At 60.0% G+C, this 14,987-nt stretch carries 16 protein-coding genes and 1 tRNA gene; 12 read left to right on the forward strand and 5 right to left on the reverse strand.

The features are described from left to right. Positions 1-555 precede the first annotated feature (555 nt). Positions 556-1,719 (reverse strand): alcohol dehydrogenase, encoded by a 1,164-nt coding sequence (yqhD, locus tag G5358_RS16735; protein ID WP_421324531.1) that lies wholly within the window; start codon positions 1,717-1,719, stop codon positions 556-558. Positions 1,720-1,876: 157 nt separating this feature from the next. Here yqhD and G5358_RS16740 point away from each other — a divergent pair, with 157 nt between their 5' ends. The 6 genes from G5358_RS16740 (at position 1,877) to G5358_RS16765 (ending at position 6,468) form a co-directional block, all read left to right on the forward strand. Continuing rightward, positions 1,877-2,779 (forward strand): AraC family transcriptional regulator, encoded by a 903-nt coding sequence (locus G5358_RS16740; protein WP_005339751.1) that lies wholly within the window; start codon positions 1,877-1,879, stop codon positions 2,777-2,779. Positions 2,780-2,796: 17 nt separating this feature from the next. After that, positions 2,797-3,309: a lipocalin family protein gene (locus G5358_RS16745; RefSeq protein WP_421324532.1), complete on the forward strand. Its 513-nt coding sequence runs from the start codon at positions 2,797-2,799 to the stop codon at positions 3,307-3,309. 417 nt (positions 3,310-3,726) lie between these two features. Beyond that, positions 3,727-4,422: a DUF969 domain-containing protein gene (locus tag G5358_RS16750; RefSeq protein ID WP_005341931.1), complete on the forward strand. Its 696-nt coding sequence runs from the start codon at positions 3,727-3,729 to the stop codon at positions 4,420-4,422. Further along, positions 4,422-5,345, forward strand: a complete 924-nt coding sequence (locus tag G5358_RS16755; RefSeq protein ID WP_421324533.1) for a DUF979 domain-containing protein — start codon at positions 4,422-4,424, stop codon at positions 5,343-5,345. Before G5358_RS16750 ends, G5358_RS16755 begins: the two co-directional genes overlap by 1 nt. Before the next feature lie 14 nt (positions 5,346-5,359). Further along, positions 5,360-6,007 carry a pyroglutamyl-peptidase I gene (pcp, locus tag G5358_RS16760; RefSeq protein ID WP_244463207.1) on the forward strand — a complete coding sequence of 216 codons (648 nt, stop codon included), beginning with the start codon at positions 5,360-5,362 and terminating at the stop codon, positions 6,005-6,007. Next, positions 6,004-6,468, forward strand: coding sequence for a gamma-glutamylcyclotransferase family protein (locus tag G5358_RS16765; RefSeq protein ID WP_042657314.1), 465 nt, complete (start codon positions 6,004-6,006; stop codon positions 6,466-6,468). Before pcp ends, G5358_RS16765 begins: the two co-directional genes overlap by 4 nt. Before the next feature lie 65 nt (positions 6,469-6,533). Here G5358_RS16765 and G5358_RS16770 read toward each other — a convergent pair whose 3' ends face one another. Together G5358_RS16770 and G5358_RS16775 are read right to left on the reverse strand one after the other, a co-directional pair. Next, positions 6,534-8,426 carry a methyl-accepting chemotaxis protein gene (locus G5358_RS16770; protein ID WP_421324534.1) on the reverse strand — a complete coding sequence of 631 codons (1,893 nt, stop codon included), beginning with the start codon at positions 8,424-8,426 and terminating at the stop codon, positions 6,534-6,536. A gap of 209 nt (positions 8,427-8,635) precedes the next feature. Beyond that, complete coding sequence (locus G5358_RS16775) at positions 8,636-9,133, reverse strand: lactoylglutathione lyase family protein (protein ID WP_421324535.1); 498 nt, start codon at positions 9,131-9,133, stop codon at positions 8,636-8,638. A gap of 100 nt (positions 9,134-9,233) precedes the next feature. Between G5358_RS16775 and G5358_RS16780 the strand changes: the two genes are divergently transcribed. Further along, the gene (locus G5358_RS16780; RefSeq protein WP_421324537.1) at positions 9,234-10,106 is read left to right on the forward strand and encodes a LysR family transcriptional regulator; all 873 of its coding nucleotides are present in this window, start codon (positions 9,234-9,236) and stop codon (positions 10,104-10,106) included. Between the two features lie 144 nt (positions 10,107-10,250). Here G5358_RS16780 and G5358_RS16785 read toward each other — a convergent pair. After that, positions 10,251-10,327 (reverse strand) — tRNA-Trp (locus tag G5358_RS16785). A gap of 201 nt (positions 10,328-10,528) precedes the next feature. On the opposite strand from G5358_RS16785, the gene G5358_RS16790 reads away from it, so the two are divergent. The 5 genes from G5358_RS16790 to G5358_RS16810 all read left to right on the forward strand — a co-directional run bounded on the left by G5358_RS16790 (position 10,529) and on the right by G5358_RS16810 (position 13,438). Beyond that, positions 10,529-11,071, forward strand: a complete 543-nt coding sequence (locus G5358_RS16790) for a hypothetical protein (protein ID WP_139742486.1) — start codon at positions 10,529-10,531, stop codon at positions 11,069-11,071. Positions 11,072-11,170: 99 nt separating this feature from the next. Further along, on the forward strand, positions 11,171-11,365 hold the full coding sequence (locus G5358_RS16795; protein ID WP_013724188.1) for a hypothetical protein: 195 nt from the start codon (positions 11,171-11,173) through the stop codon (positions 11,363-11,365). Then, positions 11,346-12,266 carry an aspartate carbamoyltransferase gene (gene pyrB, locus G5358_RS16800; RefSeq protein ID WP_168769958.1) on the forward strand — a complete coding sequence of 307 codons (921 nt, stop codon included), beginning with the start codon at positions 11,346-11,348 and terminating at the stop codon, positions 12,264-12,266. The genes G5358_RS16795 and pyrB overlap by 20 nt, the downstream gene beginning before the upstream one ends. Before the next feature lie 15 nt (positions 12,267-12,281). Beyond that, positions 12,282-12,746, forward strand: coding sequence for an aspartate carbamoyltransferase regulatory subunit (gene pyrI, locus G5358_RS16805; protein ID WP_005339730.1), 465 nt, complete (start codon positions 12,282-12,284; stop codon positions 12,744-12,746). A 200-nt stretch (positions 12,747-12,946) separates the two neighbouring features. Continuing rightward, on the forward strand, positions 12,947-13,438 hold the full coding sequence (locus G5358_RS16810) for an arginine repressor (RefSeq protein WP_005339728.1): 492 nt from the start codon (positions 12,947-12,949) through the stop codon (positions 13,436-13,438). A 160-nt stretch (positions 13,439-13,598) separates the two neighbouring features. On the opposite strand, the gene G5358_RS16815 is transcribed toward G5358_RS16810, so the two are convergent. After that, on the reverse strand, positions 13,599-14,987 hold a 1,389-nt coding region (locus G5358_RS16815; RefSeq protein ID WP_421324539.1), incomplete at its 5' end, for a YfcC family protein.

Consider the following 14,987-nt stretch of genomic DNA (forward strand, 5'->3'; position numbering starts at 1 on the left):
GACCCGGGTCTCACCGGCGAGACTCTCTCTCGGTATTCCAATCTGCATGACTATTCCCTGATGGTTAATAAACAATCGCTGCCCAGTGTCTCACTTCTGACGAAACAAGACATGACCAAAGTGCAGGTCCAGGGCTCTTTGTTATGAAAATCAGTAGGCTTTACCTCAACCTCCTGTCATGGTCAGGCCCCCGCTTTTCAGGCGCGAAGGTGATTAGTATCAAATTTTGGAGTTTTATTACAACCGCAGTCCCGACGGCACTCGTACAGAATTCAGCCCATCCCTGGCTACGATTAAAAAAAACAAACCAAATTAGAGGCTTATACCAGTAAAAACGGCTGAAAAAAGTGATCCAACCAGTCAAAAAAAATGTTTTACCGGCCCTCTATCTTAGCGTTTTTTGTTCTTACGAAATCCGCTTTCGTCTCACTTCTCGCAGCGAAACGCCGAAAAGTAACATTTTCCCAACAAAAGCGGGGCCGCTCAGCCGCCAAATGGCGGGAGAGGGCCCCGGCAATTCAATCGTTTCGCCCGTTTGGCACCGATTGGCGGCCCTTACCAGGCCGCTTCATAAATATGCTGGCTCTGCACCAGATCGATATCGCGGTGCTCGCCGATGGCAGTCATACCGTGCTCACCCAGCTTGCCGATCAGGGTGTCGATACCCAGATCTTTCAGACCGTAGTCGCGCAGTCGGGTCTTGACCCCCATCCGCTCGAAGAAGTCGCGGGTCGCGGCGATGGCATCGTCGATGCGCTCCGCTTCGCTGCCGCTGTTCAAGCCCCACACCCGCTCTGCATATTGCAGCAGCTTGGCATGCTTCTGTTTGCGCTTGGCCTGCAGCAGGGCGGGCAGCACCACTGCCAGAGTCTGGGCGTGGTCGAGGCCGTGCAGGGCAGTCAGCTCGTGGCCCAGCATGTGGGTGGCCCAGTCCTGTGGTACACCGGCACCAATCAGACCGTTCAATGCCATGGTGGCGCTCCACATGATGTTGGCGCGCACCTCGTAGTTGTGCGGCTCGGCCAGCGCCTTGGGGCCCTCTTCGATCAGGGTCAGCAGCAAGCCTTCAGCGAAGCGATCCTGCACCTTGGCATTGACCGGATAGGTGAGGTACTGCTCCACGATGTGGACGAAAGCATCCACCACCCCGTTCGCCACCTGACGCTCGGGCAGGGTGTAGGTGAGCACCGGATCCAGCACGGCGAAGCGCGGCATCACGAACGGCGAGAAGAAGTGCACCTTGTCGCCACTGCTGCGACGGGTGATGACGGCACCCATGTTCATTTCGGAACCGGTCGCCGGCAGGGTCAGCACGGAACCAAGCGGGATGGCGGAGCGCACTTCGCTGCCGACGGTCTCGAGAATGTGCCAGGGATCCTTGGCCAGATCGTAGTGCGCGGCAGCGGCGATAAACTTGGTGCCATCGAGCACGGAACCACCACCAACGGCGAGCAGGAAGTCGACACGCTCGGCACGGGCCAGCTCCACAGCCCCCATCAGGGTCTCGTAGGCCGGGTTCGGTTCGATGCCGCCAAATTCAAACAGGGTCATGCCAGCCAGCTCGTTACGGATCTGCTCCAGCAAGCCGCTGCGTACCACGCTGCCGCCACCGTAGGTGATCATGACGCGGGCATCGCTCGGGAGCTGCTCGCGCAACTGGGCGATCTGCCCTTGGCCGAACAGGATTTTGGTCGGGGTATGGAGAGTAAAGTTGTTCATCGACATTGCCTTCTTCTGATAGTCAGGGCGGCCTGGCCGCGAAATCGTGATTGCATTTTTCTCCAGAACCACCCTACCATCAAGACAACATCCTGCTTGATTTTTGCCTATTTCTACAAAGCAGCGAAAAACGGAACTGTCGAATCAAAGTGCGCCCATGCAAAACCGTTACAGCGACCTCGCAACCAGATTAACCCGCCACGTCACCGCCCCCGGCATCACCCCATCACCGGTGAAACAGGTCAACCTCATCTATACCACCGAGCACCATGGCCGCACCCCGGTGCTCTACCAACCGCGGATGATCGTTATCCTGCAGGGACACAAGGTGGGTTATCTGGCGGATCAGGTGTTTCGCTACGACCCCAACCACTATCTGCTGATGACCCTGCCGCTCCCCTGCGAGTGCGAGTGCTTCGCCTCCCCCGAGCAGCCGCTTATCGGTTTTACCATCGAGATCGATCTGGTAACCCTGCAAGAGCTGCTGCTGGAGCTGGGCGATGCCCTGCCCGCCCCCGCGCCGCAAAAGAGCGGCGTCCACTCGGTCCCCCTGTCGGAAACCATGTTCTGCGCCGCCGAGCGACTGATCGAGCTGATGGACAACCCGCTGCACGCCAGGGTGCTGGGGCCGCAGACGGTGCGGGAGATGCTGTTCCACGCCCTCACCGAGGGGGGCGGCCCGGCGCTGCAGGCGCTCGCCAATCGCCACAACCATGTGGGCCAGATCGCCCGGGTGCTGCGTATGATAGAGTCCCGTTATGCCGACAACCTCACCATGGAGGAGCTGGCGCGGGAGGTGAACATGAGCGTCTCCGCCTTTCACCACCACTTCAAGGCGGTCACCGCTACCTCGCCGCTGCAGTACATCAAGTCGTTTCGCCTCCACAAGGCGCGGATGATGATGTTGCACGACGGCATCAAGGCGGGCACCGCGGCGGCCAGAGTCGGTTACGAGAGCAACTCCCAGTTCAGTCGGGAGTACAAGCGCTTCTTCGGCAGCACGCCGACGGATCAGGCCTCCCGCTTCCGGGATGGCCAGCTGCGCATCATTGAGGGATAACAAGAGAGGGATTACTTATGCGTTCACTGCTTTGCCTGTTCACCGCTTTGCTGCTGACGGCCTGTACCGGGATTGCCGACGGCATTCGCCCCGTTACCGGCTTCCAGCTCGACCGTTATCTTGGCACCTGGTACGAAATCGCCCGCCTCGACCACAGCTTCGAACGGGGGCTGGAGCAGGTGAGCGCCACCTACAGCCTGCGGGACGATGGCGGCGTCAAGGTGCTCAACCGCGGCAAGCAGCGCGATGGCAGCTGGCGCGAAGCCGAAGGCAAGGCCTACTTCGTCGGCAACCCGGACGAGGCGCGGCTCAAGGTGAGTTTCTTCGGCCCCTTCTACGGCGGCTACAACGTCATCGAGCTTGCTCCCGATTACCAGCTCTCGCTGGTGACCAGCTACAACCACGACTACCTCTGGATCCTCTCCCGCTCACCCAACCCGCCCAAGGCGAAGGTAGATGCGCTGGTCGCCAAAGCGAAGTCGCTGGGCTTTGCCACCGACCAGCTGATTTGGGTCAAGCAGACCCCCTGAGACAGCACCGGTGGCGATGCCGTCGCCACCGGTTCTCTCCGCCTCTCCCTTTCACTTTCCTCACCCCAGCTCCGAACAACCACAGTCATACCCAGCCATTCGCTGACGGTTGCCAGATAGACATTGCGCAACAATCCCCATCACCCACCAACGGAAGAGAATAGCGATCATATTGTCAGCCCAATTTTGTCGCCAGGCTCCCCAAAATAATCTGAATGACTGATTAGGGGGCAAAAAAAAGCCTGGACGGTGCAGGACTCACCATTTACCAGCGAACAATAAACCGGCAAAAACCCCCAACATAAAACCAATTGAATCCCCTTTTGGGGATTTTTTGTTGCCATCGCAGTAACCAGATGATAAACAGCTCGGCCACCCCAAAATGCATATAAATATTCACTTTAACGAGGTGATTAATTGGAATTTATTAAATTAAGCGGAATTCTTATTATTTTATTGGGATTTTATTTCAAACTCGACACTCTGGCCGTCGTACTGGTGGCCGCCGTCACCACGGCGCTGGTCTCCGGTCTCTCCATGACCGATTGCCTCTCCCTGCTGGGGGAAGCCTTCGTCTCCAACCGCATGGTGACGCTGTTTCTGCTGACCCTGCCGATGATCGGCATCTGTGAACGCTACGGCCTCAAACAGCAGGCTGTCACCCTGATCGAGCGGATCAAGAAGCTCACCCCGGGCAAGTTCATGACCCTCTATATGTTTATCCGCGAACTGGCCGGTCTCTTCTCGGTGCGGGTTCAGGGTCACACCCAATTTATTCGTCCGCTGGTCAACCCCATGACTCAGGCAGCCGCCACCAAGGTGCACGGCAAATTAAGCGAAGAGGACGAGGAATATATCAAGGCGCGGGTTTCCGCCACCGAAAACTACGGCAACTTCTTTGCCCAGAATACCTTCGTCGCCTCCGCCGGGGTATTGCTGATCGTCGGTACATTTGAATCTCTTGGATATAGTGTCTCTGCCGTCGATATTGCCAAGGCATCCATGCCGATCGCCATTATCGCCCTGCTGATGGTGGCTATTTCCAATATGTGGTTCGACCGCCAGATGGCCAAGACATATACCGTGAGCAGCGACAAGGAGGGGCAACAATAATGGCGGCCCTCATCCCCAACATGCTCGAATTCTTTTATGTGCTGATCGGCGTCATCCTGTTCAGCAGCGCCTGGCGCGTCCTGCGTGACCCCAGCCACCCGGCCAAAATCGGTACCGCCCTGTTCTGGACCATCCTGGGTGTGCTGTTTGCCTTCGGCAGCTATATCCCCAATGTCATCAATGGCGTGCTGATCCTCGCCATGGGGGTCATCACCCTGCTCAAGCAGGTGAAGATCGGCAAATTGGAGCAGGCGAGCGAGGAGGAGTCCCAGCGCCACGCCAACCGCATCGGCAACCGGATCTTCCTCCCCTGCATCCTGCTGGCTGTGCTGGCGGTGGTGATCGCCCAGTTCACCCCCCTTGGCGGGCAGGTGGGTATCGGTCTGGCGGCGGTCATCTCCTTCGTCATCACGGTCCTGCTGACCCGTGCCACCCCCGCTACCGTGGTGGGTGACTCCGACCGGATGATCCAGCAGGTCGGCATCACCGGCATTCTGCCGCAACTGCTGGCCGCCCTCGGGGTGATCTTCAACAAGTCCGGCGTCGGCGATGTCATCTCCCACGGGATCTCCACCGTGGTGCCGGTCGGCAGCCCCTTCGTCGGGGTGGTGGCCTACTGCCTCGGCATGATGGTCTTCACCATGATCATGGGCAACGCCTATGCTGCCTTCACCGTCATCACCGCCGGCATCGGCATCCCCTTCGTCATCGCCCAGGGCGGTGACCCGGTGGTGGCCGGTGCGCTGGCGATGACCGCCGGCTTCTGCGGCACTCTGATGACCCCCATGGCCGCCAACTTCAACGCCCTGCCCGCTGCTCTGCTGGAGATGAAGGATCTCAACAAGGTGATCAAGGTGCAGGTGCCGATGGCGCTGACGCTGGTGCTGATCCATATCGCACTCATGTATTTCTGGGCATTCTGACCATTCGGGAGAAGATGATGAAAGTACTGATTACCGGTTTTGACCCCTTCGGCGGCGAGCCCATCAACCCGGCATGGGAGGCGGTCAAGCGCCTGCCAGAGACCATTCTGGACGCCACCGTGATCAAGGCGCAGATCCCCACCGTATTCGGCAAGTCAGCCACCCTGCTGGCGGAGCTGATGCGTCAGCACCAGCCTGACGTGGTGATCAACGTCGGACAGGCGGGCGGTCGCTTCGCCATTACCCCGGAGCGGGTCGCCATCAACATCGACGATGCCCGCATCCCCGACAACGAGCAGCAGCAGCCCATCGACGAAGTGATTCAGGCCGATGGCGCACCGGCCTACTTCTCCCGTCTGCCCCTCAAGGGGATGGTGCAGCGCATCAAGGAGAACGGTATTCCGGCGGCGGTCTCCAACACTGCCGGCACCTTCGTCTGCAACCACATCATGTACCAGCTGCACTACCTGATCGAGAAAGAGTTCCCGGCGGTGCGCGGCGGCTTTATCCACGTTCCCTACATCACCGAGCAGGTAGCGGACAAGGTGAACCAGCCCTGCCTCGCCATGAGCGAGATTACCCGCGCGCTGGCGCTGGCCATCGAGGCGGTGGTGCTGCAGCAGGATGGCGATATCAAGGTCGTGGGCGGCGAGATCTCATGAGCCTTTGCCAGCCACGCCCGCTGTTCGTCTACGGCAGCCTGATGGACGGGCTGTTCAACTACCGCCGCTATCTGGCTCACCACGTGAGCCAGACGCCCCGGCGCGCTCGGGTGCGCGGCGCCCTCTATCACCTGCAGCACAAGGGTTACCCCGCCCTGCTGCAGGGGGATGACTGGGTCTATGGCGAGCTGTTTGTGCTGGACGACTTCCCTGCCGCCATCGCGGCCCTCGACGAGATGGAGAACTTCCACGGCGAGGATGATCCCCAGAGCGAATATCTGCGCCAGCTCATCGAGGTGGAGATCTTCGACCCGGCGCAGGGGCGTTATGTCGGCCAGCAGCAGGCCTACCACTACCGCTATGTGGTGCAGCACGATCCCAGGTGGCAACAGGGCAAGCACTACCTGCCCGACGGCAACTGGCGCGCCTTCCATCTGGCGCAGCTGGAGAGCGCCGCCTGACGGTCAGCGACAATAACAAAGGGCAGCCCGCGGGCTGCCCTTTTTCATGGAGGATGGCCTGAGGATCAGAGCCGGAAACGGCCGATCTCCTGCTCCAGCCGCTCGGTCAGCGCCTTCAGCTCGGCCGCCTGCGCCGCCTCCTGATTGGCCTGCTCGGCCAGCTCCTGCGAGACGTGGCGGATATTCTCGGTATTGCGGCTGATCTCGCTGGTCACCGAGGTCTGCTCTTCGGCCGCCGCCGCGATCTGGGTCGCCATGTCGCTGATGGAGCCGATCGCCTCGTTGATCCGCGCCAGACTCTGGTTGGCGGACTCCGCATCCTCGACGCTGGTGCCCGCCAGCTGGCGACTGGTCTCCATGCCGCCCACGGCGCGGCGGGTGGTCTGCTGCAGGGTCTCGATCATCTGCTGGATCTCGTCGGTGGAGTCGTGGGTGCGGCGCGACAGCACCCGCACCTCGTCCGCCACCACCGCGAAGCCACGGCCCTGCTCACCAGCCCGCGCCGCCTCGATGGCGGCGTTGAGCGCCAGCAGGTTGGTCTGCTCGGCGATGCCGCTGATGGTGGCCAGAATGCCGCTGATCTTCTGGGCATGGGCATCCAGCTCGTTGATGATCTGGCTGGCATCAGCCACCTCGTCCGCCAGCCCGGTGATGCTGCGCTGGCTCTGACCGACCTGCGATTGGCCGGCGACAGCCAGCTTGACCGCCTCGCCGGAGGTGGTAGCGGCAAACTCGGCGTTGCCGGCGATCTCCTGGGTGGCGGAGGCCATCTCGGTCACCGCGGTCGCTACCATCACGATCTCGTCCTGCTGCTGACGCACCCGCTGGCTGCGGGAGTGGGCGCCGGCCGCCTGAGCGCGGGACTGGGCAGCCAGCTCGACGGTGACATCCCGCAGCCGGCTGACGATGCCGTGCAGCCGGGCCACGAACTGGTTGAAGTTGCGCGCCAGCTGACCCACCTCATCCTGACTGCGGGTGTCGATATGGACGGTGAGATCCCCCTCGCCATGGGCGATGTCATGCAGCGCACCGGCCACCCGGCCCAGATCGGCAAACAGATACTTGAACATGGCGGTGAGCAGGGCGCTGAACACCAGCATCAGCACCAGCGTCAGGCCCACCAGCTGCCACAGAAGGGAGGCGAGCGGTGCCTCCAGCACGTCACGATACATCACCATGGCCAGCAGCCAGTCGGTGCCCGGCACCGGCTGTACCGCCAGCAGCACATCGCGCCCGTCGAGGGTGGCGGCGTGCAGCTCGCTGTTTTCGCGGCCCCACTGCTGGAAGGTGGCGGCAGAGAGCCCCGGCGCCAGCTCGGCGATGGGCTTGAGCGCCAAATCCTTCTGCGGATGGCCGACGATGAGGCCGCTGCTGTCGAGCAGCATGGCATAGCCTTCACCCTGCACCTTCATCGCCAGTACTTCGTCGATCAGCTTGTCGAGCGCCAGGTTGGCCCCCACGGCACCAACCAGCTCGCCCTGATGGCGTACCGGCTCGGAGAGGGTGACCACCAGCTTCTGCATGGTGACGCTGACATAGGGGGCGGTGACGATAAGCTGCCCCGCCTTCACCGCATCCTGATACCAGGGGCGCTCGCGCGGGTCATAGTTGCCGGTGTTGAGGGAAGGGTCCTGGCGGGTCATCACCCCCTGAGTCGAACCAAAGTAGGTGAGGCCGAAGCCGCCCGAGGTATAGGCCTGCTTCAGGTGCGGCACCAGCTCGGCCTGCGGGTTGTCGGCGATCAGGTTCACCAGCGCGTGTACCGTGTTCTTGCGATCCGCCATCCAGTCGCCGATGGCGACCGAGTAGGCGTGACCATAGTTGACCGCCTCGCTCTGGATGGCGCTCATGGTGCGGGATTTGAGGGTGTGAAAGGCAACGATGCCGAGCAGTGATGCCATCAGCAGCACCACCCCGAGACTGGTTGCCAGCAGCTTGCCGCGCAAAGAGAGGGTCATGACGACAGATCCTTGTTGTTGTGACGAAGCAGGGAAAGACCCTGATGTAATAGAGGCTATCGGCCACTCTCTGAACAGACTTTAGTGAATCTGTATACTTTTACATCTATCAACAACAGAAGCCGCTATCCGTGTGAGCAAGATCGCTATTCCATGCTACTGACTATCGCCACAACAAAGCAGCAGGCCGCCCGAAGGCGGCCTGTCACTTACCCCTGATATGCACCGGCGGAGTAGGTCAGCTCATAGCTGTGGCTGTAGATCTCGATGATGTTGCCGAAGGGATCTTCCATGTAGACCATGCGGTAGGGCTTCTCGCCCGGGTAGTACTCACGCACCGGCATCCGCTGTTTGCCGCCCGCCGCGACGATGCGCGCCGCCAGCCCCTCGACATCCGGATCCTGCACGCTGAAGTGGAACACCCCGGTCTTCCAGAATTCGAAGTTGTTTTCGCGCTGCTCGCTGTTGGGGAACTCGAACAGCTCGATGCCGATCTTGTCGCCGGTGGAGAGGTGAGCGATGCGGAAGGAGCCCCAGCCCGGGCCAAACACGTCGTTGCACATCACGCCGATGGCGGAGTCATCCTTGCTGATGGTGGTCGCTGGCATGATGAGATACCAGCCCATCACCTTGGTATAGAACTCGACTGCCTTGTCGAGGTCAGTCACCGTGATGCCGATGTGGGAGAAGTTGCGCGGGTAAGTCATAAGTCACCTTGAAATTGTGTGTGGGAAACAGGTGACATGATAGGAAGAGGCGCCATAATGAAAAATAAGGTCAAACTAATGGAAGGCATAAATTAAATTTATGGTTAATCCACTCTGGCTCCACACCCTGGTGGTGGTGCATGAAACCGGCAGTTTTACCCGTGCCGCCGATCGGCTGGATCTCACTCAGGCCGCCGTCAGTCAGCATATCTCGCGCCTCGAGGCCGAATTTGGCCCCCTGCTGCTGCGCAAGCCTCGTCTGCTGGAGCTCACCCCGCGCGGGCTGGTGCTGCTCGACTTCGCCCGCCAGCAGGAGCAGGCCGCCGAACAGCTGCGAGCCCGTCTCTCTGACGACGATCCTCACCGCGGCGCCATCACCCTGTCCACCCCGGGTAGCATTGGTCTGCTGCTCTATCCCCTGCTGCTCGACCAGCAACAAGAGCACCCCGGACTCACCATCCAGCACCGCTTTGCCCCCACCCCCGACATAGTGCAGGCGGTACTGGCGGGGCGCAGCGATCTGGGACTGGTGGATCAGCCGCCTGAACACCTCAGCATCGCCGCCGAGCCCTTCGCCCGCGAACCCCTCTGTCTGGTGGTGCCCAACGATGGCAAGGAGCCGAGCTGGCAGTACCTCTGTCAGCTCGGCTTTATCGACCACCCGGATGGCCGCAGCATGGCACAACGCCTGTTGGGACGACGCTACCCCGGCCAGCGCGTTGACGAGATCCCGCAGCGCGGCTTTACCAACCAGATCGGCCTGATCCTGGAGCCGGTCGCCCGCGGCCTCGGCTTTACCGTGCTGCCCCGCTTCGCCGTCACCGCCTTTGCCCAACAGGAGAAAATCCGGGTGATCCAGAGCAGTATTGAGGTGATCGACACCCTCTGGCTGATCTACCGCGCCGAGTGGCCGCTCCCCGCCCGCCACCAGCGGCTGGTCACCGTCCTGAAACAGCGGGTTGCTGCACATTGAACGCTCTTGCGGCAGACATAGAGATCAATGTGGCCACAGTCACCGAGAGCTAGCGGCAAGAAGGAGAAGAGAAAGGAGAGAGGGATAAATTGGCGAACGCCGGAAATGCGAAAGGCCAGCTCAATGAGCTGGCCTTTCTGAAAATGGCAGGGGCGGCAGGACTCGAACCCGCAACCATCGGTTTTGGAGACCGCTGTTCTACCAATTGGAACTACGCCCCTGCAACAAACGAGGCGTAGTATACAAAGCGGGTTTCAAAGGTAAAGGCTTTTTTCACACTTTTAATGCGATTGCACAAATCCCGAACAAGTCGCACCGATTTGTGCAGCAACGAGGGGTAACTTGCTGTATTTCCAGACTCAGCGGGGTAGGAATGGGGCATAAATGGGGGTAGGGTGAAATCAGGTACCGGGAGGCCACTTATGCTCAATTACCGACTGCTCCAACAACTGGCGCCCCTCAACTTCAGGGATGAACGCAAAACAGAGCCCCTGCCCGCCTATCTTGAACGGGTCGCACCGCTGGTGCCCTTCATCCCCGAAAATGTGCTCTCCCAGTGGATTTACCGTCATTGGCGCGGTTTTGAGTCCAACTGGAGCTTTATCGATCTCGCCAGCCACCAGTTCGCATGCGAAAGCTGGCCCACCGCGCAGATTATCGAGCAGATAGACTCCCGCCATATGGAGGTGATCGAGCGCTGGGGCGAGATGCTGCGCAGCAATCGCTATATCCGTCGCTCCTGGCTCGGCGAGAAGATGCTGAACGACGGCACCTGGCCGGAACCTGTCATCGTACTGGCACCGGAGGAGGGAGCCAGCTACCCGAACGGCCATCCCCTGCCCCGCCCCTACTGCCTGCTGGAAGGGCACCACAGACTCGGTTATTTGCGCGCCATGGCCCGCGATGGGGAATCGCTGCAAGAGACGCATAAGGTGTGGATTTGTCGTCATATTCCCGCCACTTAAACGTTTTTCATGCTGAAATTGGTATCAGAAATAAAATTTTGACAATTAAAAAAGCGGCCCTATAATCTGTCCGGTTTTAAAAAAGGTCGGGACGAAACGATGCAGTTTTTGATTCAGAAAACAGCCTTGCAGACGGGTGGTGCGCACCAGAGCGGCCCCGTTGTTTCCGGTTCCCACCCCAACGATCCCCAGTTATTTTTAAAAAAAGCCCCTGTTTCAGGGGCTTTTTTTTGTGCCCGAAAAACCTCCAATGATGTCAAAGGGAATGCAGACGATGACCAATCCACTCTATAAGAAACATGTCATCTCCATTTCGGACCTGACCCGGTCAGAAATGGAACTGGTAGTCTCAACCGCACAACGGTTGAAGGCTGAACCTGACACCAGCCTGTTGAAAGACAAGCTGGTTGCCAGCTGCTTCTTCGAAGCCTCCACCCGCACCCGCCTCTCGTTCGAGACCGCGGTACAGCGCCTTGGCGGCAACATCATCGGCTTCGCCGACGGTGGCAACACCAGCGCCAAGAAGGGTGAGACGCTGGCTGACTCCATCAAGATCATCGGCTCCTACACCGATGCGGTGGTGATGCGCCACCCGAAAGAGGGCGCGGCCCGTCTGGCCTCCGAATTCTCCCGCGTGCCGGTCATCAACGGCGGCGACGGCTCCAACCAGCATCCGAGCCAGACCCTGCTCGACCTGTTCACCATCCATGAGACCCAGGGTCGTCTGGACAACCTCAACGTCGCCTTCGTCGGTGACCTGAAATATGGCCGCACCGTGCACTCGCTGGCCCAGGCCCTCAGCCTGTTCAACTGCCGCTTCTTCTTCATCTCCCCGGAAGCACTGGCGATGCCGGACTACATCTGCGAAGAGCTGGAAGAGAAGGGTATCCAGTTCAGCGTCCACCAGACCATGGAAGAGGTGATGCCGGAGCTGGACATCCTCTACATGACTCGCGTCCAGAAAGAGCGCTTCGACGAGACCGAATACAAGCACATGGCTGCCAAGTTCATTCTGGAGCTGGCGACCCTGGAAGGAGCCAAGCCCACCATGAAGATCCTGCATCCCCTGCCCCGCGTCGACGAGATCGATGTAGCGGTCGACAAGACTCCCCACGCTTGCTACTTCCAGCAGGCGGAGAACGGGGTCTATGCACGCCAGGCGCTGCTGGCACTGGTACTGAACGAAACTGTCTGAGCTTAGGGGAATATCATGTCTGACAAGAACCAACTGCAAGTCGAAGCCATCCGTCACGGCTCCGTCATCGATCACATCCCCGCTGGCCAGGGCATCAAGATCCTCAAGCTGTTCCAGCTGGTCGAAACCCAGGAGCGGATCACCGTCGGCTTCAACCTGAAATCCGGTGCGCTGGGCAAGAAGGATCTCATCAAGATTGAGAACACCCGCCTGACCGAGCAGCAAGCCAACCAGCTGGCGCTGTTCGCCCCTAAAGCGACCGTCAACATCATCGAAGACTTCAATGTGGTGAAGAAGCACCAGCTGGAGCTGCCGGAGTTCATCGCCGGGGTGTTCCACTGCCCCAACTCCAACTGCATCTCCCACAACGAGCCGGTTGACAGCTACTTCCGGGTGCGCGAAGTGAAAGGCGTGGTGCGGATGAAGTGCAAATATTGCGAGAAGTCCTTCACTCAGGACATCGTCAGCGAGCGTTACTGATATCTGATTGGGCCCCGCGGGGCCCATTTTTGAACCCTGTCACATCACCGAATTTCCAGTCAGCTATAATTTGCCATCGCAAGATGGTAATGCCCGCTCATTCCCTGCATATAGATGGATTATCAGTATTTTTACCTGATAACTGACTGCTATGGCAGATATCTCGCGTTTACCTCAGGTCATCATCAAAGGAATTCGCCGTGGTCAAAACCCTCAGTCGTCCCGTTGCCCAAGAGCCCGATCTGGCCCAGCTGGATGCCTGTCGCCAGATCATCGGTCAGCACTGCTACAGCACCCAGGAAGAGATCCGCCGCGAGCTGTCGGAGCGCGGTTTCGCCGACATCAGCCAATCCACCATCTCCCGCCTGCTGCGCCGCCTCGGCGTCGCCAAGGCGCAGAATGCCAACGGCAAGAAGGTCTACACCCTGGTCGATGAGCAGCTGGAACCCGCCGGCAGTACCCGCTCTATCCACGACATGGTGCGCGAAGTGGTGCACAACCAGCAGATGGTGCTGATCCACACCACTCCGGGGGCCGCCACCGTGGTGGCTCGCCTGCTGGATCGCAACGCCAATCCCGAGATCATGGGCGCCGTCGCAGGTAATGACGTGGTGCTGGTCGCGCCGCGCCATATCAGCCGCACCCGTCAGGCCCATGCCGCCGTGGTGCGCACGCTGGCGCAGGCCCGCTAAGCCATTTCCCCTAAATACATCGAGGCGATCCGCGGGTCGCCTTTTTGTTGTCTGCCAATCGGCTTTTTATCCCATCCGTGCGCTGTCTGGGCCCGCCTCGTGGTCGGCCATAAAAAACGGGAGCCAGCGGCTCCCGTTTTGCGGATATGTCTGTCGGTGTTTATGCCAGCACGGCACCCAGGCTCAAGCAGACTACGATCAGCACGGTCAGCAGGCCGAGCAGCGGGGCCACCCATTTCAACCAGCGCACATAAGGCACCTTGGCAATAGCCAGGCCGCCCATGACCACGGCGGAGGTCGGGGTCACCAGGTTCACCAGACCGGAGGCAGACTGGTAAGCAGTCACCACCAGATCGCGGCCCACGTTGGCGAAGTCGGCCAGCGGCGCCATGATCGGCATGGTCAGTACAGCCAGACCGGAGGAGGACGGCACCAGGAAGGAGAGCACCACTTCCAGCACGAACATCACGTTGATAAAGACGATGGTGGAGAGGCCGGTCACGATCCCTTCTGCACTGTGCAAAATGGTGTGAGTGATCATGCCGTTATCCATCACTACCACGATACCGCGGGCGATACCGATGATCAGCGCCACACCCAGCAGGTCGCGAGCACCGTCGATAAAGTTGGAGGTCAGCTCCTCCTCGCTCATGCGGGAGATGAGACCGACGATGATGGCGGCAGCCAGGAACACACCGGAGATCTGCGCCATCCACCAGCCCAGCACGGCCACACCGTAGATCATCACGGCAAAGGCGGCGACGAAGATACCCAGCACGATTTTACGGGTCAGGGTGAACTCCAGCATCTGGTCGCTCTTGTTGCCAAGGAAGTGGGCACGGTTCTCTTCCCACTTGTCAGCTACCAGGGATTTGCTCGGATCGCTGCGCACCATCTTGGCGTAACGCATGACGTAGGCAACACAGAGCAGCCAACCGGCGACCAGCATGGCAACGCGCAGCCAGATACCGTCGGTGAAGGAGATACCGGCGGCGTTGGCGGCAATAACTGTGGCAAACGGGTTGATGGTGGAACCCAGAGTACCGATACCGGCCCCCAGCAATACGGTTGCCGCCGCCACCACAGGGTCGAAACGGGCGGCCATCATCACCGGCACCAGCAAGGTGTAGAACGGCAGCGACTCTTCGGCCATCCCGTAGATGGTGCCGCCTGCGGCGAACAGCGCCATCAGGATCGGGATCATCCACTCTTCCCGGCCGCGCAGGCGGTCTGTCACACGCTCAATACCGGCATCGATGGCACCTGTCTTGGTCACAATGCCAAGAAAACCACCGATGATCAGGATAAAGAGGGAGACGTCGATGGCGCCTGCCTCATAGGTGTCGTGGTTGTAGAGGCCATCGATAGGTGCCAGCAGCACGTCGACGATCCCCTGGGGATTCCCCTCCACCAGTTTGTAGGTACCCGCCACCGGCACTTCTTTGCCGAGGGCTTCGTTCATGGTCATCTCATATTTGCCGGCCGGCACTATCCAGCTCAGGGCGGCCACCAGGGCGATCAGCACAAACAGTATCGTGTAGGCTGACGG

This window comes from Aeromonas sp. 604176, assembly GCF_049170755.1.
In the GTDB taxonomy this organism is placed as follows: Bacteria; Pseudomonadota; Gammaproteobacteria; order Enterobacterales; family Aeromonadaceae; genus Aeromonas; species Aeromonas veronii_A.